20 protein-coding genes and 1 pseudogene are annotated in these 24,381 nt (G+C 67.4%); 13 read left to right on the forward strand and 8 right to left on the reverse strand.

Annotation, left to right across the window (positions count from 1 at the left end; translation table 11 throughout):
* The 5 genes and pseudogenes from MTR62_RS10020 to lepB all read right to left on the reverse strand — a co-directional run.
* Positions 1-918, reverse strand: a pseudogene (locus MTR62_RS10020) (glycosyltransferase family 39 protein); the annotation flags it as partial.
* A 124-nt stretch (positions 919-1,042) separates the two neighbouring features.
* A complete protein-coding gene (locus MTR62_RS10025; RefSeq protein WP_244020126.1) occupies positions 1,043-2,110 on the reverse strand; it encodes an SGNH/GDSL hydrolase family protein in 1,068 nt (355 codons plus the stop codon).
* A gap of 53 nt (positions 2,111-2,163) precedes the next feature.
* Positions 2,164-3,087 (reverse strand): GTPase Era, encoded by a 924-nt coding sequence (gene era / locus MTR62_RS10030; protein WP_244020128.1) that lies wholly within the window; start codon positions 3,085-3,087, stop codon positions 2,164-2,166.
* Positions 3,084-3,752, reverse strand: coding sequence for a ribonuclease III (gene rnc / locus MTR62_RS10035; RefSeq protein WP_244020129.1), 669 nt, complete (start codon positions 3,750-3,752; stop codon positions 3,084-3,086). The genes era and rnc overlap by 4 nt, the downstream gene beginning before the upstream one ends.
* 2 nt (positions 3,753-3,754) lie before the next feature.
* Complete coding sequence (lepB, locus tag MTR62_RS10040) at positions 3,755-4,645, reverse strand: signal peptidase I (protein ID WP_244020130.1); 891 nt, start codon at positions 4,643-4,645, stop codon at positions 3,755-3,757.
* Between the two features lie 165 nt (positions 4,646-4,810).
* On the opposite strand from lepB, the gene pgi reads away from it, so the two are divergent.
* From pgi to MTR62_RS10095, 11 genes are all read left to right on the forward strand, one after another.
* Positions 4,811-6,331, forward strand: a complete 1,521-nt coding sequence (pgi, locus tag MTR62_RS10045) for a glucose-6-phosphate isomerase (protein ID WP_244020131.1) — start codon at positions 4,811-4,813, stop codon at positions 6,329-6,331.
* A gap of 294 nt (positions 6,332-6,625) precedes the next feature.
* Positions 6,626-7,972, forward strand: a complete 1,347-nt coding sequence (gene gor, locus MTR62_RS10050) for a glutathione-disulfide reductase (RefSeq protein ID WP_244020132.1) — start codon at positions 6,626-6,628, stop codon at positions 7,970-7,972.
* 301 nt (positions 7,973-8,273) lie between these two features.
* Entirely contained in the window at positions 8,274-9,800 is a 1,527-nt protein-coding gene (locus MTR62_RS10055) for an acyl-CoA carboxylase subunit beta (RefSeq protein ID WP_244020135.1), read from the forward strand.
* Positions 9,801-10,022: 222 nt separating this feature from the next.
* A complete protein-coding gene (gene mce, locus MTR62_RS10060) occupies positions 10,023-10,472 on the forward strand; it encodes a methylmalonyl-CoA epimerase (RefSeq protein ID WP_244020145.1) in 450 nt (149 codons plus the stop codon).
* Positions 10,472-11,251 (forward strand): enoyl-CoA hydratase-related protein, encoded by a 780-nt coding sequence (locus tag MTR62_RS10065; RefSeq protein WP_244020147.1) that lies wholly within the window; start codon positions 10,472-10,474, stop codon positions 11,249-11,251. The genes mce and MTR62_RS10065 overlap by 1 nt, the downstream gene beginning before the upstream one ends.
* A 1-nt stretch (position 11,252) precedes the next feature.
* Entirely contained in the window at positions 11,253-13,400 is a 2,148-nt protein-coding gene (gene scpA, locus MTR62_RS10070; protein ID WP_244020150.1) for a methylmalonyl-CoA mutase, read from the forward strand.
* A gap of 41 nt (positions 13,401-13,441) precedes the next feature.
* The gene (locus MTR62_RS10075; protein WP_244020152.1) at positions 13,442-14,251 is read left to right on the forward strand and encodes a heme-dependent oxidative N-demethylase subunit alpha family protein; all 810 of its coding nucleotides are present in this window, start codon (positions 13,442-13,444) and stop codon (positions 14,249-14,251) included.
* 8 nt (positions 14,252-14,259) lie between these two features.
* Positions 14,260-15,312, forward strand: coding sequence for a biotin synthase BioB (bioB, locus tag MTR62_RS10080; protein ID WP_244020155.1), 1,053 nt, complete (start codon positions 14,260-14,262; stop codon positions 15,310-15,312).
* Complete coding sequence (locus MTR62_RS10085) at positions 15,309-15,734, forward strand: lysozyme inhibitor LprI family protein (protein WP_244020157.1); 426 nt, start codon at positions 15,309-15,311, stop codon at positions 15,732-15,734. The genes bioB and MTR62_RS10085 overlap by 4 nt, the downstream gene beginning before the upstream one ends.
* 107 nt (positions 15,735-15,841) lie before the next feature.
* Positions 15,842-17,863, forward strand: a complete 2,022-nt coding sequence (locus MTR62_RS10090; protein ID WP_244020159.1) for an acetyl-CoA carboxylase biotin carboxylase subunit — start codon at positions 15,842-15,844, stop codon at positions 17,861-17,863.
* Positions 17,864-17,962: 99 nt separating this feature from the next.
* Positions 17,963-18,754, forward strand: coding sequence for a thioesterase family protein (locus MTR62_RS10095; protein WP_244020161.1), 792 nt, complete (start codon positions 17,963-17,965; stop codon positions 18,752-18,754).
* Positions 18,755-18,809: 55 nt separating this feature from the next.
* Here the strand turns inward: MTR62_RS10095 and MTR62_RS10100 are convergent, their stop codons facing one another.
* From MTR62_RS10100 to MTR62_RS10110, 3 genes are all read right to left on the reverse strand, one after another.
* Positions 18,810-20,222, reverse strand: a complete 1,413-nt coding sequence (locus MTR62_RS10100; RefSeq protein ID WP_244020163.1) for a peptide MFS transporter — start codon at positions 20,220-20,222, stop codon at positions 18,810-18,812.
* Between the two features lie 377 nt (positions 20,223-20,599).
* Positions 20,600-21,715 carry a 3-dehydroquinate synthase gene (gene aroB / locus MTR62_RS10105; protein WP_244020173.1) on the reverse strand — a complete coding sequence of 372 codons (1,116 nt, stop codon included), beginning with the start codon at positions 21,713-21,715 and terminating at the stop codon, positions 20,600-20,602.
* On the reverse strand, positions 21,706-22,281 hold the full coding sequence (locus MTR62_RS10110; RefSeq protein WP_244020175.1) for a shikimate kinase: 576 nt from the start codon (positions 22,279-22,281) through the stop codon (positions 21,706-21,708). Before MTR62_RS10110 ends, aroB begins: the two co-directional genes overlap by 10 nt.
* 58 nt (positions 22,282-22,339) lie before the next feature.
* Between MTR62_RS10110 and MTR62_RS10115 the strand changes: the two genes are divergently transcribed.
* Together MTR62_RS10115 and MTR62_RS10120 are read left to right on the forward strand one after the other, a co-directional pair.
* Positions 22,340-22,486: a hypothetical protein gene (locus MTR62_RS10115; protein ID WP_244020178.1), complete on the forward strand. Its 147-nt coding sequence runs from the start codon at positions 22,340-22,342 to the stop codon at positions 22,484-22,486.
* Positions 22,483-24,375, forward strand: coding sequence for a hypothetical protein (locus MTR62_RS10120; RefSeq protein WP_244020180.1), 1,893 nt, complete (start codon positions 22,483-22,485; stop codon positions 24,373-24,375). The genes MTR62_RS10115 and MTR62_RS10120 overlap by 4 nt, the downstream gene beginning before the upstream one ends.
* Positions 24,376-24,381 lie beyond the last annotated feature (6 nt).

Genomic DNA, 24,381 nt, shown 5'->3' on the forward strand with positions numbered 1-24,381 from the left:
CGCGCGCGCCAGCCACGCCAGCGCCCCCCAGAACGGCGCGGTCAGCGCCACGTCGGTGGCGAGGTCCGTGATCCGGTCGAGCGAGAGCGCGGCGCCGGTGTCGCGCCCGAAGATCGAGACGAAGTTGGCCCACACGAAGGCCTGCGCCTCGCCCGCCCAGGCGTACCAGCCGAGCGCCAGCGCGGTGGGCAGCAGCGCGCTCGCGATCCACAGCAGCGTACAGCCGAGCGTGGCGAGGCTTCTGCGGTCCAGCCGCCAGCGCGCCGCCATGAGCGCGAGCCCGAAGCCCAGCCCCTCGAACACCACGGTGTACTTTATCTGCAAGGCGAGGCCGATCACCAGCATGACGAGCGCGCCGCGCCGGGCCAGTCCGACCGGCGCGGCGCGGGTCAGGAGCGGGAGCGCGAGCTCTACCGCGCCGACCATCAGCAGGTTGTAGAACACCGGCGATTGCCCGCCCGAACAGCGAAACAGCGCGAGCCCCAGCAGATAGGCCACCCCCGCCAGCAGCGCGCCCTGCGGGCTGGCGATGCGCTGCGCGAGGCGGGCGATCAGGAACGCCGTGGCGGCGGCGAACAGCGTGGCGAGGATCTGGTAGGCCAGCACGCTCTTGCCCAGCGCGAGGTGCGCACCGGCGTAGATCAGGAACAGTCCGATGGGCTTGCGGTCCCAGATGTCGACGAACGGCACCGCGCCGCGCAGCATCCGCTCGCCCACCAGATTGTAGAACGTCTCGTCGACGTGGATCAGCGGGTCGCCATAGAGCGGCGCGCGGGTCAGCACCGCCAGCGCGAGCAGGGTCAGTGCGGGGATTAGCGTGCGCGACAGCGCGGCGCGCCCTGGGGTTTCGTGCGGGCGCGGGCGCCAGGTGGGAACGCGCGGCTGCCAGCGCGGGCGGGCAGGGGTGAGCTTGGGCAAGGACGGCGTCTCCCGCGCATTCACGAGGCCGCTGGGCGGCCCTGGGGCAAGCGCCCGGCGTTAGAAGCGGATTGTGACGGCGAGATTTCGCCGCGCGCGTGTGGCCGGGCGGCGCGCCGTGGGATCAGGAAACCGGGACCTGGCCCGCTTTTTCCGCCTTCTCGGCTTTCTCGGTTTTCTCGCCCTTTTCGGTCTTGCCCGCCTCGTCCTCGTAGTGGGGCGGGTTGATTTCCTCGTAGCCCGAATTGACCAGCCACCACGCGATGTCGCGCGCGGTGGCGCGCATCCCGGCGAGGTTGAGGTGCCATTGCAGGCCCAGGCTCCCGTCGTACCCGGCGGGTGAGCCGATCATCCACGGTTCGGCGTCGCAGGGCGAGTGGGTTTCGGAGGCGATGTTCATTTCGACCACCAGCACCCCGCGCTCGCGCGCGACCTTGTCGGTGATCTCGGCGAGGCGTTTGCCGATGGTGCGCACGATCGCCGCGTTCTGCGGGCTGATCGGCGTCGCCTCGCACAGCTGGCCGGGCGGGGGCAGCGGGTTGAGGTACTGGACCAGCACGATGCGCGCGCGCGGGGCGATGGTGCGGATGCGCCGGATGATCTCGTTCATCTGCAGTTCGACGCGCGCGTAGTCGACGTTCTGGGGCACGCGGACCGGGTGGCAGGCGCGCGGACGTTCGCCCGCCGGAGCGGTGGCGTTGCGGTAGTGGCAGGTCGCCGCAAACAGGTTGCCGACGTAGCTGAGGTCGTTGCCGCCGATGGTGATCGTCACCAGCCGGGTCTGCGGGGTGACCGCGTCGATCTGCGGGATCAGTTCCTTCCAGGGGCCCAGCACGTTGTTGGTGGTGGCGCCCGAGCAGGAACGGTCGGTCAGGATCATCCCGAAGCGTTCGGCCAGCAGCGTGGGGTAGTTGTTCATCGAACGCCCGCAGCGCGCTGCCCCGCCGGGCTTTGCCGGGCGCAGCAGCGGGCCAGCCGCGAAGGAGGACCCCATCGCGACGTAGCGCTCGCCCTGGAGGCTGATCGGTTCGGGGGGTGGCGCAGCCTCGATCGGGGTGGTCTCGCCGGGCAGTTGTACCGCCGTCGGGGTGCCCGCCTGCGTGCGCGCCGCCGCCAGCCCGCCCACCGTCATCGATCCACCCAGCACAAACGCCGCCGCCACGAGGCGCGCCACGCGCGAAGTCCTAATCATGTACGCTCCCTAGGGGCGCGTCCCGAGCCGTCCGGGGCCGGGGCGCGCGGGGTTCAGCGAACCCAGTCCAGTCCGATCTCTTCGTAGATGTCGCGGGCTTCGGCCCAGTTCTCCTCGACCTTGACGTGCAGGAAGAGGTGGACCTTCTGGCCCAGGATTTCGGTCAGTTCCTTGCGCGCGGCCTCGCCGATGGCCTTGATCTTGGCGCCGCGCTTGCCCAGCACGATCGCGCGCTGGTTGTCGCGCGTGACGACGATCTGCTGGCGGATCTCGACCGAGCCGTCCTTGCGCAGGGTGTAGCTTTCGGGCCGCACCGCGCTGTCGTAGGGCAGTTCCTCGTGGAGCTGGCGGTAGAGCTGCTCGCGCGTGACCTCGCAGGCGAGCAGACGTTCGCTCGCGTCGGAAACCTGGTCCTCGGGATAGTGCCAGGGCCCTTCGGGCATGAGCCCGGCAAGGTGCGTCTTGAGCTGGGGCACGCCGTCGCCGGTGAGCGCGGAGACGAAGTAAACTTCGTCGAAGGGGACCGCCGCGCTCAGTTCCTCGGCCAGCTTGAGCAGCGGTTCCTTGGCGCAGGCATCGACCTTGTTGAGGACCAGCAGCTTGCGTTCGGAGCGCTCTTTGAGCGTTTCGAGCAGCGGTTCGAGTTCGTGGCGGCGCTGCTTGATCGGATCGACCACGAGCAGGATCGCGTCGGCCTCCTGCGCGCCTTCCCAGGCGGCGGCGACCATCGCGCGGTCGAGCCGGCGCTTGGGCGCGAAGATGCCCGGCGTATCGGCCAGGATGATCTGCACCGGCCCGTCGAGCGCGATGCCCATCAGCCGGGCGCGGGTGGTCTGCGCCTTGGCCGAGGTGATCGCCACCTTCTGCCCGACGAGCGTGTTGACCAGCGTCGACTTGCCCGCGTTGGGCGCGCCGATGACGGCGACGAGGCCACACTTTTCCGGCGAGCCTCCGGTCGTTTCGAACGGCGACGTCATGCGTATTTCCTCATGAATTCCTCGGCGGCGAGGGTCTCGGCGTCCTGCTTGGAATTCGCCGTGGCCTGGGCGCGGCCAACGTTGTGAATGGCAACCTCGACGGTGAACTGCGAGGCGTGGTCGGGACCGGTGCGTTCGACCAGCTTGTATTCGGGCATCCGGCGGCGGTTGCCCGCAGCCCATTCCTGCAGCGCGGACTTGGGGTGCTTGCGCTTGCCGGTCTTGCCCTCGAGCGTCTTGGCCCACAGGCGGCGGACCATGGCGCGTGCGGCCTCGAACCCATGGAGCATGAAGCAGGCGCCGATCAGCGCCTCCATCACGTCGCCCAGAATGTTCTCGCTGTCCTCACCGCCATCGTCGCGCGCCTGCTTGCCGAGCAGGATGTGCGGGCCAAGGCCCAGCGAGCGGGCGATCGCGGCGCAGGTGGCGCGGCTGACGAGCGCGTTGAGGCGCTGCGAGAGGCGGCCTTCGGCCTCGCTTGAATGCTCGAACAGCCATTCCGCGACGCTCAGGCCCAGGACCCGGTCGCCGAGGAACTCGAGCCGTTCGTAATTGCGTTTTTCGCCGGTGCTGCCGTGGGTGAGTGCGGCGAGCCAGAGGCTCTCGTCGCCCAGCGGTCGGTCGATCAGGTCGTTGAGAAAGGCGCGGGTGGCGTCGGTCAGCAAGGTCAGAACGTCCCGCCGATACGGTTCCAGCGCGCCGCGGTGAACCAGGTCCAGGGCAGCAGCCACTTGGCCGAGCCGTCGGTGGAGAACATCATCAGCGAGGCCTTGCCGATGAGGTTCTTCTGCGGGACGATGCCGATGCCGCCACCTTCGACCGCGGGGAAGCGGCTGTCCTGCGAATTGTCGCGGTTGTCGCCCATCAGGAACATGTGGTCCTTGGGGACGATGTAGACCGGGGTGTTGTCCTGCGCGAACGTGCCCATGTCGAGCACGTTGTAGCTTACCCCGTTGGGCAGCGTTTCACGGTACTGCGGGTAGCGGCAGGCGTCCGCGCCGCCCTTGAGCGTGGTTTCGAAGCGCGGGTCGATGCAGGGCAGGCGCATTTCGGTCTTGGCCGCGTCGATCATGTTCTGGGTGACGGGCATGACGAAATCGGCGATGCGCACCTTGGGCACGGGCTTGCCGTTGAGGATCACCTGGCCGTTGCGCATCTGGATTTCGTCGCCGGGCAGGCCGATGACGCGTTTGATGTAATCGAGATCGTTGCCCGGAGGCGCCTTGAAGATCACCACGTCGCCGCGATCGGGCTGGTGGGGGAAGATCCGGCCCGGAATGAGCGGCACGCTGAAAGGCAGCGAGTAGCGCGAGTAGCCATAAGACCACTTCGAGGCAAACAAGTAGTCCCCGATCAGGAGGCGGGGCAGCATCGATTCGCTGGGAATGTTGAACGGCGCGACGATGAAGCTGCGCAGTACGACCACGCCGAGCAGGAGCCAGAACAGGAAGGCGAAGAAATTTTCATCCTTCTTGGGCTTGTCCGCGGCCTGTGAGGCGGAGTTTGCCTTTGCCGGGTCGCTCGGCTTGCTCTCGGGTACGCTATGGGTGTCGCTCATGCCCGACCCATGTTGCCAGCCGGGCTAAAGGTCAAGAGAATTGCCGACCGACGGCTTATGGGATTCGACAAAAATTCGTTGTCGATTGGTAATAGAATCGACTTGGTTTTCCGGCATGTGGACCGCATAAGGCGCCACGAATACCGCTGCGTAGAGGAAGATGGCATGACAGACGCAATCTGGGATAAGCTTCAGGGACTCGCCAAGCCCACCCTTGTCGAGTTGTTCGAAGCCGATCCCGACCGGCTCGCACGCTTTGCGACCCGCTTCGAGCTGGGCGCCGAGGATGCGCTGGGCGAAATGCGCTTCGACTGGTCGAAGACCCACCTCGATGCCGCGCACGTCGCTGCGTTCGAGGAGCTTGCCGCGGCGATGGACTTCGACGCACGCCGCAAGGCGTTGTTCGACGGCGATATCGTCAACCCGACCGAAGGCCGCGCGGCCGAGCACACCGCCCAGCGCGGTGTTGGCAAGGAAGAGAGCGTGCAGCTCGCGGCCGAGTACCACCACAAGACCGCCGCGATCGTCGAGGCGATCCTGCGCGGGGCGATGGGCGAGGTGAAGCACCTCATCCACGTCGGCATCGGCGGTTCGGCGCTGGGCCCGGCGCTCGCGGTCGACGCGCTGGCGGGCGAGGGCGCGCTGGTCGACGTCCACGTCGTCTCGAACATCGATGGCGTCGCGCTCGAACGCGCGTTCAAGGCCTGCGATCCCAAGACCACGATGCTGGCGATCGCGTCCAAGACCTTCACCACGATCGAAACCATGACCAACGCCGAAAGCGTGATGACCTGGTTTCGCGAAAACGAGGTCGAGGACCCCTATGGGCGCGTCGTTGCGCTGACCGCGGCGCCCGAGAAGGCGATGGAGTGGGGTGTCGACGAGACGCGCATCCTGCCGTTCTCGGAAAGCGTGGGCGGGCGCTATTCGCTGTGGTCCTCGATCGGCTTCCCGGTCGCCATGGCGCTGGGCTGGCCCGACTTCGCCGAGTTCCTGGCGGGGGCTGCGGCGATGGACGAGCATTTCCGGGACGCCGACGGGATCGACAACCTGCCGCTGCGCGCGGCCTTTGCCGACCAGTACTACACGCGCCTGCGCGGGTGCCAGACCCGCGCGGTCTTCGCCTATGACCAGCGCCTGGCGCTGCTGCCCGACTATCTCCAGCAGCTCGAGATGGAATCGAACGGCAAGAGCGTGAAGGTCGACGGCTCTCAGGTCGACGGGGCGACTGCCCCGATCACCTGGGGCGGGGTGGGTACCGATGCGCAGCACGCGGTGTTCCAGCTGCTCCACCAGGGCACCAACCTCGTGCCGGTCGATTTCATCGCCTGCATCGCGCCGGGCGATGATCTGGACGAGGCGCACCACCGCATCCTGCTTTCCAACTGCTTTGCGCAAGGCGCGGCGCTGATGGCGGGCAAGGCCAGCGAGGACCCCGCGCGCGCCTATCCGGGCAACCGTCCTTCGGCGACGATCCTGCTCGACGACCTGACCCCGGCCGCGTTCGGCGCGCTGATCGCCTTCCACGAACACCGCACTTTCGCCAACGCGGTGCTGATGGGGATCAACCCGTTCGACCAGTTCGGCGTCGAGCTGGGCAAGGCCATCGCCAAGCAGATCGAGGCGGGCGGGACGACCTTCGATCCGTCGACCGAGGCGCTGCTGGCGCTGGCCGGGATTGGGTGAAGGAAAGTAGGTGGCTCAAGGGGGTAACGCCCCTTGACCCCCATACTGTCGGCCGCACCCCTCTCAGCCGACGCTGTGCGAGAGAGGTGAGGTTCGCCGTAGGGTGAGCCGGAGTGGAAAGGCCCTTGGCATCCTCGTTTGGCCGTGCCGCACGATCCCTGTCCGCAATTGCTGAAGGGCAGATTGTTTGTTAGGCAAACAATCTGCCCTTTCTCTTGGCAATCACCGGGCGCTGCCCCCATATCCCGCCCGATCCTTTCCTTCATGCGAGGCCGACCGGCCCGGAGCTGCTGAATGTCCGACTACGACTACGATCTTTTCACCATTGGCGCGGGTTCAGGCGGCGTGCGGGCGAGCCGGATCGCGGCTTCGCACGGCGCGCGCGTGGCGGTGGCCGAAGAGTATCGCGTGGGCGGGACCTGCGTGATCCGGGGCTGCGTGCCCAAGAAGATGCTGGTCTACGGCGCCCAGTTCGCCGAGGATCTGGAGCACGCCAAGCGCTTTGGCTGGGAGATCGGTGAGGCGCGGTTCGACTGGGCGACGCTGCGCGACAACGTGCTGGCCGATGTCGACCGTCTCAACGGGCTCTACACGCAGGGGCTGGACAGTGCCAAGGTCGAGGTCATCCCCCAGCGCGCGACCCTTTCGGGTCCGCACGAGGTCACGCTGGCGAACGGCGAGAAGAAGACCGCCCGGCACATCCTCATCGCCACCGGCGGGCGCCCCTTCGTGCCCAGCTTCGAGGGCAGCGAGCACGGCATCACCTCGAACGAGGCGTTTCATCTCGAGGAGCTGCCCGCGCGCGTGCTGATCGCGGGCGCGGGGTACATCGCCAACGAGTTCGCAGGCGTGTTCCACGCGTTGGGATCGAAGGTCACGATCGTCAACCGTTCGGACCAGATCCTGCGCGGCTACGACGAATCGGTGCGCGAGCGTCTGGTCCAGATTTCGCAGGCCAAGGGCATCGAATTCCGCTTCCAGGCCTCGTTCGAAAAGATCGTGAAGAACGCCGATGGCTCGCTCACCGTTTCCATGACCAACCACGATCCGATCGAGGTTGACTGCGTGCTCTTCGCGACCGGCCGCGTGCCCAATGTTGAGGGGCTGGGGCTCGAGGCGGTGGGCGTCGTCACCAACGAGCGCGGCGCCATCGCGGTGGACGCCTATGCGCGCACGAACGTTGAGGGCATCTACGCGGTGGGCGATGTGACCGACCGCGTCCAGCTTACCCCCGTCGCGATCCGCGAGGGCCATGCCTTTGCCGATACGGTGTTCGGCAACAACCCGCGCACGATCGACTACGACGCGATTCCGACCGCGGTGTTCAGCCATCCACCGATCGGCGCGGTGGGGCTGACCGAGGCCGAGGCGCGCGCGAAGTTCGGCACCTGCACGGTTTACACCAGCGAATTTCGCCCGATGAAGAACGCGCTGACGCAAAGCAGCGAACGCGCGCTCTACAAGATGGTCTGCCATGCCGAGACCGGCGTGGTGCTGGGCCTGCACATGATCGGGCCGGATTCAGCCGAGATCATGCAGGCCGCCGCGATCGCGGTGAAGGCCGGGCTGACCAAGGCCGATTTCGACGCGACCGTCGCGCTCCACCCGACGCTGGCCGAGGAACTCGTGCTGCTCAAGTGAGGCCGGGTTGGTGAGGCAAGGGTTCCGGGATGACCCGAACAGGAACGGGGCGCAAGGCAACTTGCGCCCCGTTCCTGTTCGAAGCCTGGGCGGCGATCCGCACTGGCGCTGTCCCCGAACTAGTCGGAGTAGTTTTTCGTAAAATTTAATCGAGCGATTAAAAAAGATTGACCTCGGCGCCGCGACCTGATTTTAGCTGCCCTCAACAGGCTTTCGCGCACGCTTTCGCGCACGCCACAACGGGCGGGTCACTTGCGGATCGAACCGCGAGGACGGCAACCGCCACTGCAAGGGACGTCGGATGTCAGCCAATATCGCCGAACTGGAAAAACGCCGCGCGGCCGCGAAGATGGGGGGCGGGCAGCGCCGCATCGATGCGCAGCACGCCAAGGGCAAGCTGACCGCGCGCGAACGGCTCGACGTGCTGCTCGACGAAGACAGCTTCGAGGAGATGGACCTCTACGTCGAACATGACTGCGTCGATTTCGGGATGCCCGACCAACGCATTCCGGGCGACGGGGTGGTGACCGGATCGGGTACGATCAACGGCCGGCTGGTCTATGTCTTCAGCCAGGATTTCACGGTCTTCGGCGGTTCGCTCTCGGCGCGCCACGCGCAGAAGATCTGCAAGGTGATGGACGCGGCGATGAAGGTCGGCGCGCCGGTCATCGGGCTCAACGATTCGGGCGGCGCGCGCATCCAGGAAGGGGTCGCCTCGCTTGGCGGCTATGCCGACGTGTTCCAGAAGAACGTGCTGGCCTCGGGCGTCGTGCCGCAGATTTCGCTGATCATGGGGCCGTGCGCGGGCGGGGCGGTCTACAGCCCGGCGATGACCGACTTCATCTTCATGGTGAAGGACAGCTCGTACATGTTCGTGACCGGCCCCGACGTGGTCAAGACGGTCACCAACGAAGTCGTCACGCAAGAGGAACTGGGCGGCGCGATCACCCATTCGACCAGGACCTCGGTCTCCGACCTCGCGCTCGAGAACGACATCGAGGCGCTGCTGGCCGCGCGCGACTTCATCGATTTCCTGCCTTCGTCCAACCGCGACGAAGTGCCCGAACGGCCCAGTTCCGATCCCTGGGACCGGCTCGAACCCAGCCTCGACACGATCATCCCGCCCTCGGCCAACCAGCCCTACGACATGCACGAGGTGATCCGCAAAGTGCTTGACGAAGGGGACTTCTTTGAAGTCCAGCCGCTGCACGCGGGCAACATCCTGTGCGGCTTTGGCCGGATCGAGGGGCGCACGGTGGGGGTGGTCGCCAACCAGCCGATGGTGCTGGCGGGCGTGCTCGACATCAATTCGTCGAAGAAGGCCGCGCGCTTCGTGCGCTTTTGCGATGCCTTCAACATCCCGATCATCACCTTCGTCGACGTGCCGGGCTTCCTGCCGGGCACCGATCAGGAGCATAGCGGGATCATCAAGCACGGCGCCAAGCTGCTCTTCGCCTATGGCGAGGCGACGGTGCCCAAGATCACGGTGATCACCCGCAAGGCCTATGGCGGCGCCTATGACGTCATGGCCTCCAAGCATCTGCGCGGCGATCTCAACTACGCCTGGCCGACCGCCGAGATCGCGGTGATGGGCGCCAAGGGCGCGGTCGAGATCATCTTCCGCGGGCTCGACGCCGAAGGCATCGCGGCGCGCACCAAGGAATACGAGGAGCGCTTCGCCAACCCCTTCGTGGCCGCCAGCCGGGGCTACATCGACGAGGTGATCTACCCCCAGTCGACCCGCCGCCGCATTGCGCTGGGGCTTCGCAAACTGCGCCACAAGGTGCTCGAGAACCCCTGGAAGAAGCACGACAACATTCCGCTGTAAGGCGCGAATCCCGCAGCTTTCGCCCGGTGATGCGCCATGGCGCGCGCCGGGCGGGGCACGACCGACGAACCCGGCAGAGGAACCCGGACCGCATGGAACCGACCGCGCAGACCGTCCCTGCAGGCAGCTTTGCCCGATGAACCCGCGGCGCAGCAGCCTGCTGATCTACCTTGCCGGCGTGGTGACCGGGTATCTCATCTATTTCTTCGAAGAGGCGCTGTGATGAAACTGGGCCGTTTGAACCATGTGGGCGTGGCCACGCCCGATCTCGACGCGTCGATCGCGTTCTACCGCGACGTCATGGGGGCGAGCGACATCACCGAACCGTTCGTGCTCGAAAGCCAGAAGGTGCGGGTGTGCTTCGTCAATACGCCCCGCGACAGCGGCGCGCTCGATACGCGCGGGGGCACGCAGATCGAACTGCTCGAACCCACCGATCCCGACAGCGCGGTGGGCAAGTGGCTTGCGCGCAACCCGATGGGGGGCCAGCACCACATCTGCTACGAAGTCGAGGACATTGCGCAAGCCCACGCCTGGTTCATCGCGCAGGGCAAGCGCGTGCTGGGCGAACCGCGCATCGGCGCGCACGGTACGATGATCTTCTTCGTCCACCCCAAGGACATGAACGGCCAGCTGACCGAGATCATGCAGCGCCCGGCGGGAGGGCACTGATGGCCGATGGTTTGCAAATCGCGCGCGAGGGGGACGTCGCGATCTTCACGCTCGCGCGCGAGGACCGGCTCAACGCGCTGACGCCGTCGCTGCTGATCGCGCTGCGCGAGGCGATCGAGGCGGCGCTCGCCGAAGGCGCGCGCGCGCTGGTGCTGACAGGGGCAGGGCGGGCGTTCTGTTCGGGGGCAGACCTGCAGCCCGACGGCACCGACGCGCTCTCGCCCGACCTTGGCGAAACACTGGCCGGTTCCTACAACCCGCTGGCGCGAACGCTGGCCGATCTGCCGGTGCCGCTGGTGGTCGCGGTCAATGGCCCGGCGGTGGGCGCGGGCATGGGCTTTGCGCTTGCGGGCGACATCGTGATCGCGGCGCACTCGGCCTATTTCCAGCTGGCCTTCGCCAATATCGGCCTGGTGCCCGATGCCGGGGCGACGTGGATGGTGGCCAAGTGCGTGGGCCGCGCGCGGACCATGGAAATGGCCCTGCTGGGCGACAAGATCAGCGCCAGCGATGCGCAGGCGATGGGCCTCATCGCGCGCGTGGTGGAGGATGGCTACGCGCTCGAGGAGGCCAGGGCGCTGGCCCATCGTCTCGCCAAGGGGCCGACCCAGGCGCTTGGCATGATCCGGCGCCAGGTGATCCACGCGCTCGACCACGATCTGCCCGCCAGTCTGGCGCTGGAGGCCGCCAACCAGAGCCGCGCGGGCTTCACGCAGGACTTTAGCGAGGCCGTGCAGGCCTTCCGCGAGAAGCGCCCCGCCACGTTCAAGGGATGCTGAGATGAGCGAGAAACCCGGCCTTTCGGAATGGAAGGCGCTGGCCGACAAGGAAGTGAAGGGCCGCGACCTGACCTGGCACACGCCCGAGGGCATTGCCGTCAAGCCGCTCTACACCGCCAGGGACGTCACCGCCGATCCGGGTCTGCCCGGCTTTGCCCCCTTCACGCGCGGGGTGAAGGCCTCGATGTACGCCGGGCGTCCCTGGACGATCCGCCAGTACGCGGGCTTTTCGACCGCCGAGGAATCGAACGCCTTCTACCGCCGCAACCTCGCGGCGGGGCAGAAGGGCCTTTCTGTCGCCTTCGATCTGGCCACGCACCGTGGCTACGACAGCGACCATCCGCGCGTGACCGGCGATGTGGGCATGGCGGGCGTCGCGATCGACAGCGTCGAGGACATGAAGATCCTGTTCGACGGCATCCCGCTCGACACGATGTCGGTCTCGATGACGATGAACGGCGCGGTGATCCCGTGCCTGGCCTTCTACATCGTCGCCGCCGAGGAACAGGGCGTTGCGCCCGAACAGCTGACCGGGACCATCCAGAACGACATCCTCAAGGAGTTCATGGTCCGCAACACCTATATCTACCCGCCCGAACCCTCGATGCGGATCATTTCGGACATCTTCGCCTACACCGCGCGGAACATGCCGAAATTCAACTCGATCTCGATTTCCGGCTACCACATGCAGGAAGCGGGCGCGACGCAGGTGCAGGAGCTGGCCTTCACCATCGCCGACGGCATGGAATACGTGAAGTACGGCGTTGCCAGCGGGCTCGACATCGATGCCTTTGCCGGGCGGCTGTCTTTCTTCTTTGCGATCGGCATGAACTTCTTCATGGAAATCGCCAAGCTGCGCGCCGCGCGCACCTTGTGGCACCGCGCGATGACGAGGCTCGGCGCAAAGTCCGAACGCTCCAAGATGCTGCGCACCCACTGCCAGACCTCGGGCGTGTCGCTGCAGGAGCAGGACCCCTACAACAACGTCATGCGCACCACGATCGAGGCGATGGCCGCGATGCTGGGGGGCACGCAGTCGCTCCACACCAACGCGCTCGACGAGGCGATCGCGCTGCCGACCGACTTTTCCGCGCGGATCGCGCGCAACACCCAGATCGTGATTCAGGAAGAGACGGGCATGTGCAACGTCGTCGATCCGCTGGGCGGCTCCTATTACATCGAGGCGCTGACGCAGGAACTGGTCGACAAGGCCTGGGAAATCATCGAGCGGGTCGAGGCCGAGGGCGGCATGGCCAAGGCGGTCGCCGCGGGCTGGCCAAAGGCGATGATCGAGGAAGCCGCCGCGGGCCGCCAGGCGCGCGTCGACAAGGGCGAAGACGTGATCGTGGGCGTCAACAAGTATCGCCGGGAGGCCGAAGACGCGATCGAGACACTCGAAGTGGACAACGCCAGGGTGCGCGAAAGCCAGATCGCGCGTCTCGCCAAGGTCCGGGCCGAGCGCGATGAGGCCGCCTGCAAGGCCGCGCTCAAGGCGCTGACGCACGGCGCGCGGGGTCAGGGCAACCTGCTCGCGCTGGCGGTAGAGGCGGCCCGCGCGCGCGCGACGCTGGGTGAAATCTCGCTGGCGATGGAAGAGGTGTTCGGCCGCCACGGCACCGTGCCGAGCCCGGTCAAGGGCGTCTACGGTTCGGCCTATGCCGATGATGCGCGTTACCGCCAGGTGCGCGATGGGGTGGAGGCCGTGGCCCGGCGGCTGGGCCATGCGCCGCGGCTGTTCGTTGCCAAGATGGGGCAGGACGGGCACGATCGCGGTGCCAACGTGATCGCCTCGGCCTTTGGCGACATGGGGTTCGAGGTGGTCTCCGGCCCCTTGTTCCAGACCCCCGAGGAGGCCTGCCGCATGGCGCTCGACCACGATGTCGAGGTGGTCGGGGCGTCCTCTCTCGCGGCCGGACACAAGACGCTGATCCCGCAGCTGATCGAGCACTTGCGCGAGGCCGGGCGCAGCGACGTCAAGGTGGTCGCAGGCGGGGTGATCCCGCCGCAGGACTACGATTTCCTCAAGCAGCGCGGCGTCCAGGGCATCTATGGCCCCGGCTCGAACGTGGTCGAATGCGCGGCCGACGTGCTGCGTCTGCTTGGCCACAACATGCCGCCCGCCGACGAGGCGCTGGAACTGGCCCGTTAGGCGCGGCCGGACCGAGGCGGAACAGGGAAGCGAGACAGATCATGACTCTGGGATTTTCAGTGGAGTCGCTCCTGCCGCTGGCGCGGGTCGAAGGGCCCTTGCGCATGGGGCTGGTGCGCGTGCCGCTGAGCGAATGGCGCGATCCCGAGCCTGATCTCGCCGCGCGCCGCGCCGTGCTCGATGCCTGCCCCGAGGCGGTGATGGTGCGCCCCGAAGCCGAGCCGGCGATTGCCGAACTGGCGGATATCCTGGGCGTGTCGGGCGGGCTGGATGCCTGCACGCGCGCAATGTGGGAGGACCTGTGCCTTCTCGTGCAGGAGGCGCCGGGCGCGCCGTTCCGGCTGGCTGCGGGCGCGGTCGCCTTTCCCACCGACTGGCACCTGCCTGAGAAGATGGGGCAGGGCGTGGGCGCGATCCACACCCCGATCCAGGGCTATGCCGAGGCGCTCGAGGCCGGGGTCGAGCGTTTTCTCGACGGGTTGCAGTCGTTCAACCTGTTCGGGCGGACGAACGCCTTCGTGGTGGCCTCGGACGCCCTGCGCTATCTCCCCAAGGACAGCGTCGAAGCGCGCTTTGCCCATGTAACCCCCGAAAACGCCGGGGAAACCCTCTACGTGCGGTGCGAACGCGAGGTGCTGCGGCGGCTGCCGCGATCGCGCGCGATCGTGTTCACCATCGGCATCTATCGCACGGCGCTGGGGCGCCTTGGTGATGATGCCGTCGCGCGCATTGCGCGCAGTGTTGCCGGTTTCGGTGGCTTGGAACTGGAACGAAGGGGCGCACCGCAGTATGGAGCGGCCTTGAGTGCCTACGCGCGGCAGCGTGAAGAGGCCCGGGCCGTACAAGGATGACACTGACAATGACCACCGCCCCCCAGAGCGACCCCCGCAACGACTGGACGCGCGAGGAAATCGCCGCGCTGTTCGACCTGCCGTTCACCGAGCTGGTCTTTCGCGCTGCCGAAGTTCACCGCGCCAACCACCGGCCGAACGAGGTTCAGCTTTCCACGCTGCTCTCGATCAAGACCGGCGGGTGCCAGGAAGACTGCGGCTACTGCTCGCAGTCGGTCCACGCCAACAGCGGCGTGAAGGCGACCAAGCTGCTGGGCGTGTCCGAAGTGCTTCAGCGCGCGGCGCAGGCCGCCGACCAGGGTTCGACCCGCTTCTGCATGGGCGCGGCCTGGCGCAACCCCAAGGACCGCGACATGCCCGCCATCATCGAAATGGTGAAGGGCGTGCGCGCGATGGGCATGGAAACCTGCATGACGCTGGGCATGCTGACCCCCGAGCAGGCGCAGATGCTCGCCGAGGCGGGGCTCGACTACTACAACCACAACATCGACACCTCGCCCGAGCGTTATGACGAAGTCATCACCACGCGCACGATGGACGATCGCCTCGACACGCTTTCGAACGTGCGCATGGCGGGCATGAACGTGTGTTCGGGCGGGATCGTGGGCATGGGTGAGACCCGCGCCGACCGGGTCGGCTTCGTCCATACGCTGGCCACGCTGCCCGATCATCCGCAGTCGGTTCCGGTCAACGCGCTGGTCCCGGTCAAGGGCACGGTGCTGGGCGACATGCTGGCCGATACCCCGCTTGCCAAGATCGACGATGTTGAATTCGTGCGCACCGTCGCGGTGGCGCGCATCACCATGCCCAAGTCGATGGTGCGTCTGTCGGCAGGGCGCGAATCGATGTCCGAGATGACCCAGGCGATGTGCTTCATGGCGGGCGCCAACTCGATCTTCACCGGCGACACGCTGCTCACCGCCCCCAACGCGGGCGACGACAGCGACCTGGCGATGTTCGCGCGTCTGGGCATCAAGCCCATGGCGATCAGCGAGACCGCAGCCGAGGTCGAAGCCAGCCGGATGCCCAAGGGCTGCGCCAAGCTGGAAGCGGCCGAGTGATCCTGACGGCACTCGTCCTCGCTGCCGCGGCGGCACCCGACTGCGCCTCGGTCAAGGGCGCGCTCGGGCAGGACGAGTGCCGGCTGGCGCAGTCGATGGCGCTCGACCCCGCGCCCGACTGCGACCGGCGACTGACCCAATTCGACATGAACGTGTGCCGCTACCGCGAATACCTCAAGGCCGACATCGCGCTCAACCAGACCTGGAGCCAGCTGGCGGCGCGTTGGGGGAAGGACAGCGCCGTCTACGCCAAGGCGCTGATCGCCCAGCGGGCCTGGCTGACCTACCGCGATGCGCAATGCGCCATCTGGGAGACCGCCTACGAAGGGGGCTCGATAGTCCCGCTGGTGGTCAACGATTGCCGCACCGAGCTGACCAGGAGCCGCATCGCCACGCTCCAGCCCCTGCTGGAGGAGCATTGATGCGCCGTTATCGGCTTTGCACGTTTTTTGTTGGCTGATCGGTTGACCGCGCGGCGCCGTTGCGGCGCGTGGTGGGCGTTTGGCTTGGGAAGTTGGAGGGAACGAGGTTGTTCAAGAAGATCCTGATCGCAAACCGGGGCGAAATCGCCTGCCGCGTCATCAAGACCGCGCGGCGCATGGGCATTGCGACGGTGGCCGTCTACTCCGATGCCGACGCCCAGGCGCCGTTCGTCAAGATGGCGGACGAGGCGGTTCACATCGGTCCTTCACCCGCAGCCGAAAGCTACCTTGTGGCCGACAGGATCATCGCCGCGTGCAAGCAGACCGGCGCCGAGGCGGTCCATCCGGGTTACGGCTTCCTGTCCGAGCGCACCGCCTTTGCCGAAGCGCTGGCAAAGGAGAACATCGCCTTCGTCGGCCCGCCGCCGGGCGCGATCGCGGCGATGGGCGACAAGATCGAATCCAAGAAGCTGGCCAAGGCCGCGGGCGTCAACGTCGTGCCGGGCTATGTCGGCGTGATCGAGGATACCGAACACGCGGTGCGGATTTCCGCCGAGATCGGCTATCCGGTGATGATGAAGGCCTCGGCCGGGGGTGGGGGCAAGGGGATGCGCCTTGCCTGGTCCGAGAAGGACGTGCGCGAAGGCTTCGAGATGACCCGGCGCGAAGGGCTCAATTCCTTCGGCGATGACCGCGTGTTCATCGAGAAGTTCATCGAAAACCCGCGCCACATCGAAATCCAGATCCTGGGCGACAAGCACGGGACCATCCTCTACCTCAACGAGCGCGAATGCTCGATCCAGCGCCGGCACCAGAAAGTGGTCGAGGAAGCGCCGTCGCCTTTCGTCAGCCCCGAAATGCGCAAGGCCATGGGCGAGCAGTGCGTCGCGCTCGCGCGTGCGGTGGACTACCATTCGGCGGGTACGGTCGAACTGATCGTCTCGGGCGCGGACCCGACGGGGCAATCGTTCTACTTCCTTGAGATGAACACCCGGCTTCAGGTCGAGCATCCAGTGACCGAGGCGATCACCGGCATCGATCTGGTCGAACAGATGATCCGCGTCGCCTATGGCGAGAAGCTGGCCCTGACGCAGGAGGACGTCAAGCTCGAGGGCTGGGCGATCGAGAACCGCGTCTACGCCGAGGACCCCTATCGCGGCTTCCTGCCCTCGACCGGGCGGCTGGTGCGCTACAACCCGCCGGTCGACGGCTGGAGCGACGATGGTGCCGCCAACGGGCGACGCGGGATCGAGGGTATCCGCGTCGACGACGGGGTCTACGAGGGCGGTCAGGTCTCGATGTTCTATGATCCGATGATCGCCAAGCTGGTGACCTGGGGCGAGACCCGCGACGAGGCGGCCGACAAGCAGATCGCCGCGCTCGACGCCTTCGAGATCGAGGGGCTGGGCCACAATATCGATTTCCTCTCCGCGCTCATGCAGCACCCGCGCTTCCGCTCGGGCGAACTGACCACGGGCTTCATCGCCGAGGAATACCCCGAGGGTTTCCACGGAGCGCCCGCCTCGGCCGCGCTCAAGGCGCAGCTCGCGGCGGTGGCCGCGTTCGTCTCTGCCGCGCGTGCGGACCGGGCGCGCCGGGTCGACGGGCAGCTGGCCGGGCCGCTCGAACCGCCGGGTGAATGGACCGTCACCATCGACAAGGAGCCCTTCGCGGTCGTGGTCGAGGAAGACGCGATCAGGGTGAACGACGTCGAAGTCGCGATGGAACTCGAATACACGCCGGGCGATCGCTTCATCGATGCCGACATCGACGGCGAGGCGATCGCGATCAAGATTGCGCCGACCCGGACCGGGCTGACGATGACCACGCGCGGGGCAACCCACCGGGTCGATTGCCTGCCCACGCGGCTTGCCAGGTACACCGCGCATATGATCGAGAAGGTGCCGCCCGATCTGTCGCGCTTCCTGATCTGCCCGATGCCCGGACTGCTCGTCTCGCTCGACGTCGCCGAAGGCGATGCGGTCGAGGTGGGCCAGCCGCTCGCGGTGATCGAGGCGATGAAGATGGAGAACATCCTGCGCGCCGAGAAGGCGGGCACGGTCAAGGCGATCAGGGCCCGTGCGGGCGAGAGCCTGGCCGTCGACACCGTCATCCTCGAGCTGGAATAGGCACGAGAGCAGGCGGCTTCCCGTTGCGCAGCGCGGGTTCCCCTCGCGGGGGGCGCGCTGTAGCCGGGGGGCGCAGGGCCGATGTTGAGACGGGGAAGTATGGACGAAGATTTCGCGAGCCTGCTCGAAGGGCTCACGCCTGCCGGGCGCGGGGAGAGTGGTGGCTGGACGGGGCTCGTTCCCGAAAGCTGGCTGCAGGGGCGCACGGCCTATGGCGGGTTCACCTCGGCGCTTGCGCTGGAATTGGCGCGCCGCGCCTTGCCCGAGCCGATGCCGCTCGCCTCGGCGCAGTTTGCGATGATCGCGCCGCTCGCCGGTCCGATCGAAGGGCAGGCGCGGATCGTGCGGCAGGGGCGCAACGCGACCTGGGTCACCGCGCAGTTGGGCAACGCCAGAGGTTGCGGTTTCATCGCCAATTGCGTGTTCATGCACCCGCGTGAAAGCGCGCTGGCGATTGCGGGTTACGCCCCGCCACCGGGCGTGGTTCCGGTGGCCGAAGCGCCTGCGCTCGATGTCGGGCACTTGCCGTCCTTCATGGAGCGCCACTTCTCGGTGCGTGAGGCGCTGCCCGGCGGGAGCGAGGCGGACTTGTGCTGGTGGGTCCGGCTCAACCACCGCGAAGGCCTGTCGGGCGAGGTCGAGGCGGTCCTGGTGGGCGACGCGTTGCCGCCCGCGGTCTTGCCGCATCTGCCCAGGGGGACGCCGGTCAGTTCGATGCAATGGCATGTCAACCGGCTCGGCGCCGATGCGGTGCCCGCCGACGACTGGTGGCTGATCCGTTCGACCAGCCGCCATTGCGCGCAGGGGCTGGCGAGCGAGGACATCGTGCAGTGGGGCGCGAACGGCGCGCCGGTGATCGCCGGGGTGCAATCGGTCGCAGTCTTCGGCTAAGGCGTGTTCGGCGCACGCAAGGGGCGCGCAGGCGCCCCTTGCGTCAAGCGTGGGGTCAGTCGACCTCGGCGTCGATCGAGGCGAGCGTGCCGCTCAGGATCGGCTTCAACACCGTGAAGGCGACGAGGCCGATGGCCGCCGCGCCGACGTGGATCATCCAGAACGCCTCGGTCGAGATGCTTGAATAGAGCCCGCCGATCACGCCCACCGCGTAATTGGTGGCGACGAAGGCGAGGTAGTAGATGCCCACCACCGTCGCGTTGAGCGCGCGCGGGGCGACCTTGGTGAACAGCGCCAGGCTGACCGGCATGATGATCGCAAAACCGATACCGTTGAGCGTGTGGAACAGCAGCGGCAGCACGAGGCTGATCTTGTGCGGCCCGTCACTCGCGGCGGCGGCGACGAGGCACAGCGAACCGGCGACGGTGAACACCGATCCGATCGCCATCTTGGCCAGATCGTCGGGTTGCCAGCCGTAGCGGCGCTCGAACAGCTTCCAGAACACCGCGACGGCAACGAGCATGAAGAAGGACACCCCCGCGTCGATCCCCACCAGCCAGGTCGAGGGCATGGCAAAGCCGAACAGCGTGAGGTCGAAGCGGGCATCGCCCCAGACCAGATAGACGTTGCTGATCTGCTGGTTGGGCAGCAACGAGACCGCCAGCACCGGCACCAGCACGGCGAGCGCGGCGAGGCGAGGCAGGTCCTTGCGCGAAAACGCGCCGACATGGCCCGATTTCTGCGCCGCCTGGCGCGCCTTGCCGCGCGGGGCGTCCTTGGGCAGCCAGGGCAGGGCGATGACGTAGACGATGAGGCCAAGCGCCATGACCACGCCGGCAGCGCCAAAGCCCCAGTGCCAGCCCACCCGCTGGCCCAGCGTGCCGGTGATCGGCGGGGCGATGATGACCGAGACGTTGATCGCGATGTAGAACAGCTGGAACGCCATCGCGCGGCGCATGTCCGAAGGCTTGTAGAGTTCGCCGACCTGGCTGGCGATGTTGCCCTTGAACAGGCCGACGCCGACGATGAGCGCGAGCAGCGCGAAGAGGAACGCGCCCTGGATCGCCATCAGGAAATGGCCAAGCGCCATGATGATCCCGCCCGCGACGAGCGTGGCGCGTCGGCCCAGCAGCCGGTCGGCGATGAGCCCGCCGAAGATCGGGGTGAGGTAGACGAGGCTGGTGTAGGTTCCGAAGATTTCCGAGGCGAGCGGCTGGCCTTCAAGCCCGTTGAACCAGTGCTTCTGCAACCAGCCAAGGCCGATGACGGTGTGAAACTGCGCGGGCAGGAGCAGGTACTGCGTCATGTAGAGCACGAGCAGGGTCTGCATCGAATAGTACGAAAAGCGCTCGCACCCCTCGACCGCAGAAAGGAACGCCAGCCCCTTGGGGTGGCCGAAAAAGGCCTTGTCGGCGTGGAGCGGGTCGTGGGGAAGGGTGATCTCGGGGGAAGCTTCGGATGCGGTCATGCGGGAGAGGCTCGCGTAACTTTGTTATGGTTGCAAGAACCATTACCAAAGTTTGGCGTAATGTCATGTGAACCGCACGCCTGCGGCCTCCGGTCTGGCTGGGGGGGGGGGCGGTGGCGGCGAAGAGGCGGCAGGCCGTGGGGACCTGCCGCCCTGTGCCGGCCGCAGTCTGGGGGGACTCGCTTCGGGAGTGTGGGGTGGTCCCGGCCGCACGATCGTGTCCTCTAAGGACGCCCCCAGAATAGGCCGCCAGCATGACATTGGCCTGTCACGCGTCGCGCCTGGCGATCATCCGTCGCACGTCCGGCCCGTTTCATCGCCTTTGGCGCGTAGTCGCGGGGGGACTTTGGGCCGCCGTGCCGCAGGCGCCGCGCCGATCAGGCCGAAACGCGCGCCAGCTCGAGGTCGAGGAACGCAGCGACGTCGTCGAGCGCGACGCTCTTGTCGAGGTAGGTCCGGCCGATCCCGCGCATCAGCAGGAAGGGCAGCGTGCCCGCGTCCATTTTCTTGTCGTGCAGCATGTGGCGCACCAGCGTCTCGCCGTTGCAGCCAAGCTCCAGCGCGGCGATCGAGGCGGGCAGGCCGACGGCGGCGATGTGTGTGGCAACGCGCTCGGCCTCGGCGCTGTCCATCAGTCCCAGCCGGGCCGAGTAGCGCGCGGCGAGGACCATGCCCAGCGCAACGCCCTCACCGTGGAGCAGGCGGCTCGAAAAGCCGGTCTCGGCTTCGAGCGCGTGGCCGAAGGTGTGGCCAAGGTTGAGCAGCGCGCGCTTGCCGGTGGTCTCGAACTCGTCCTCGGCAACGATCCGCGCCTTGGCGGCGACCGAATGGGCAACGGCAGTCTCGCGAAAACGCGGCTCGCCGTCGAGCATGGCGGCGGCGTTATTCTCGCACCAGGTGAAGAAGTCGGCATCGTCGATCAGCCCGTACTTCACCACTTCGGCATAGCCGGCGAGAACTTCGCGGCGGGGCAGGGTATCGAGCACGGCGAGGTCGGCGAGCACGAGCGAGGGCTGGTGGAACGCGCCGACCAGGTTCTTGCCCGCAGGCGTGTTGATCGCGGTCTTGCCGCCCACGCTCGAATCGACCTGGGCCAGCAGTGTCGTTGGCACCTGGATGAACTTGCACCCGCGCTTGAGCACGGCGGCGCAAAATCCGGTGAGGTCGCCGATCACGCCGCCGCCCAGCGCGATGATGTGATCGCCGCGCTCGACTTCGTGTTCGAGCAGCCAGTTGACGCTGGCGGCCAGTTCGTCCCACGACTTGGTCTGTTCGCCCGCGGGCAGGATACGCCACAGCGGGATGTGCCCGGCGGCGCGCAGCGAGGCTTCGACCGCATCGCCCCAGGCGGCGTGGACGTTTTCGTCGGTGATGATCGGCACGCCCTGCTTGCGCAGAAGACCGGCGCACTGCGCCGCGATATCGCGCACGAGACCGGTGCCCACGCGCACCTCGTAAGGACGCCCTGCGATGTTGACCGGGATCACTGCCATTGGGATAGTTCCTGCAAGACCTTGTTGATTGTCTGGATCAGCGGCCCGGTGCCCGACAGGATGTGGATCGGGGCCTGGGCGTAGAAGGGGCGGCGGGTTTCGCGAAGGCGTGAGAGGATTTCGCGCGGGTTCCCGTCGCGCAGTAGCGGGCGGTTGTCCTTGCGCGCGGTCCGCTCGACCAGCGTGTCGAGCTCGCTGTCGAGCCAGATCGTCACCGCCTTGTCGAGGATCAGCGCGCGAGTCTCGTCGTTGACGAAGGCGCCGCCGCCCGTGGCGATGACGATGCAGCCCTTGTTCTCGGCCATGAGGCGGGCGATCACGCGCCGTTCGCCGTCGCGGAAGAACCCTTCGCCGTAAGCTTCGAAGATTTCGGGAATGGTCATCTGGGCCGAACGCTCGATCTCGTCGTCGGCGTCGACGAAGCTGCATTCGAGGATGGAAGCCAGTCGCTTGCCCACGCTCGACTTGCCCACGCCCATCATTCCGACCAGCACGATCGGTCGATCGAGCCGTCGGGCGAGGGCCGTTATCTCCTGTGGAGAAAAGCGTGTCTGTTGAACGTCCATTGCCCCACCGCCTATAGTTGCGCTAGGTCGCAGCGCAAGCATCGGTGAAGGAAGACGAGTGACGATTGGAATGCGGGGACGTCTGGCACTGGGACTGATCGCGCTGGCTGCCGCCGCCGTACTGGCCATCGCCTGGATCGGGGCGGGGCCCAAGCCGGTTGAAGATCAGGTCATTCCCGTCGCCGTTCCGGCGGTGTCGCAATGAGGGCGGCCGTTCTTCTGGCCGGTGCGGCGCTGACGCTGACGTCGGCCTGGGCGGTGGCGCAGGATGCGCCGGAATCGCTCCTTCCCAAGATGTTCCAGGACCCCGCGCCCACGCAGAGCGCCGCGCCCCGGCCCAGGCCGAGCCCGGTACGCCGCCCCGCGACGCCTGCGGTGAGCGCGGCTCCGGCCACTTCGGCGAGCGCCACGCCGGTCGTTCAGGCCCTGCCGCAAGCCGTGGCCAGCGACGCGCGAAGCGATGCGGCTGCGGGTACGGCCGACAGCGGGCTTCATCTCACCCGCCTGCCCACGATCGAGGAACTGGCGAAAATGTCGCCCGAAGACTTCGAGAGCCTGATCGGGCGCAAGGTCGAATTCGACATGCCGCCTCAGGCGCGCCGGGCGATGAGCGCGGTGGGGGTCTTCGATTCGAGCGAAGGTGGCCTTGCCAGCGATTCTCTGGCGCGCGCGAACGCCGATCTGGTGCGCCTGGCGCTGGCGGGCGACAAGGGGCGGCTGGTCTCGCGCTGGGGGCACATTGCGCTGCGCCGCGCGCTGCTGTCGCGCTTGAGCGCGCCGCCGGGGATGAGCCCGCAGGATTTCCTCGCGCTGCGCGTCGCGCTGCTGTTGCGCATGGGCGAATACGACGCCGCGCGGGCGCTGCTTCAGGGCATCGACATCGCCAACTATTCGCCCGCCATCGTCGACCAGACGCTGGCGGTCTATCTGGGCACGGCGGACATGACCGGGATCTGTCCGGTGATGGCCACGCAAGGTTCGCTGCGCGACGACAGCGAGTGGGACGCTGCACGCGCCATCTGCGAGGCCTATCGTGGCAACAGCACGTCGGCGCTCTCGCGGCTCGATCGCGACATGCGCAAGGGCGACATGCCGCGCATCGACGTGCTGCTCGCGCAGCGTTACGCAGGCGCGGCCGGACAGTCGCGCCGTGCGGTGACGATCGAGTGGGACGAGGTCAAGGACATGACCCCCTGGCGCTACGCGCTGGCGCGTGCGGTCGGTATCGCGCCGCCCGCCTCGCTGATGAAGCCGAACGCGCAGCGCTATGACGCGGTGACCGCGCTGGCGCCGATGGTCGGGCTGGAGAAGCGGGCCGGTGCAGCCTCGCGCGCGGCGCAGAGCGGCGTGCTCTCCAACGCGGCGCTGGTCGATCTCTACGCCCAGCTCTACGCCGATCCCGATACCGGAGACACCTGGCAGGGCCGCGCCGAACAGCTGCGCGATGCCTATTCGCTGACCGCCAGCGCGGACCGCATCGCGGCCATGCGCAGCCTGTGGTCGGACCTCGGGCGCAGCGGCAATGCCTATGGCGGCGCGGTGCTGACGGCGGCGGCCGCCGCGCGTATCCTGCCCAGCGCCGATCTCGCGTCCGACGCGCCCGATCTGATCGGCTCGATGCTCTCGGCCGGGTACGACGCCAACGCCGCGCGCTGGTCGCGCGTGGTCGAGCGCGGGTCCAGGGCCTGGGCGCTGATCGCGCTTTCCGCACCGAGCGGGGCGAACGCGGCGAGCAAGGGCGATGTCGACAGCTTCGTCAATGCGGACGACAGCGCGGGCAAGCGCCAGGCGGGCTTCCTCGTCGCCGGGCTGGCCGGGCTGGGGCGTCTGCCGCGTTCGACCGCGATGAGCTATTCGAATGACCTGGGCCTTGTGCTCGATGGAGAGACGCGCTGGACCCGTGCGATCGACGCCGCGGCCGATCGCGGCGATGCGGCTTCGGTGGTGATTCTTGCCGGATTCGGCATGCAGGGCAGCAGGTGGCAGCGCATGACGCCGCGCTATCTGTTCCACATCGTCGCGAGCCTCGACAAGGTCGGGATGGGCGCGGAGGCGCGGATGATCGCGGCCGAGGCGATCGCGCGCACGGGATGATTCGGT

This window comes from Novosphingobium organovorum, assembly GCF_022832435.1.
Taxonomy (GTDB): Bacteria; Pseudomonadota; Alphaproteobacteria; order Sphingomonadales; family Sphingomonadaceae; genus Novosphingobium; species Novosphingobium organovorum.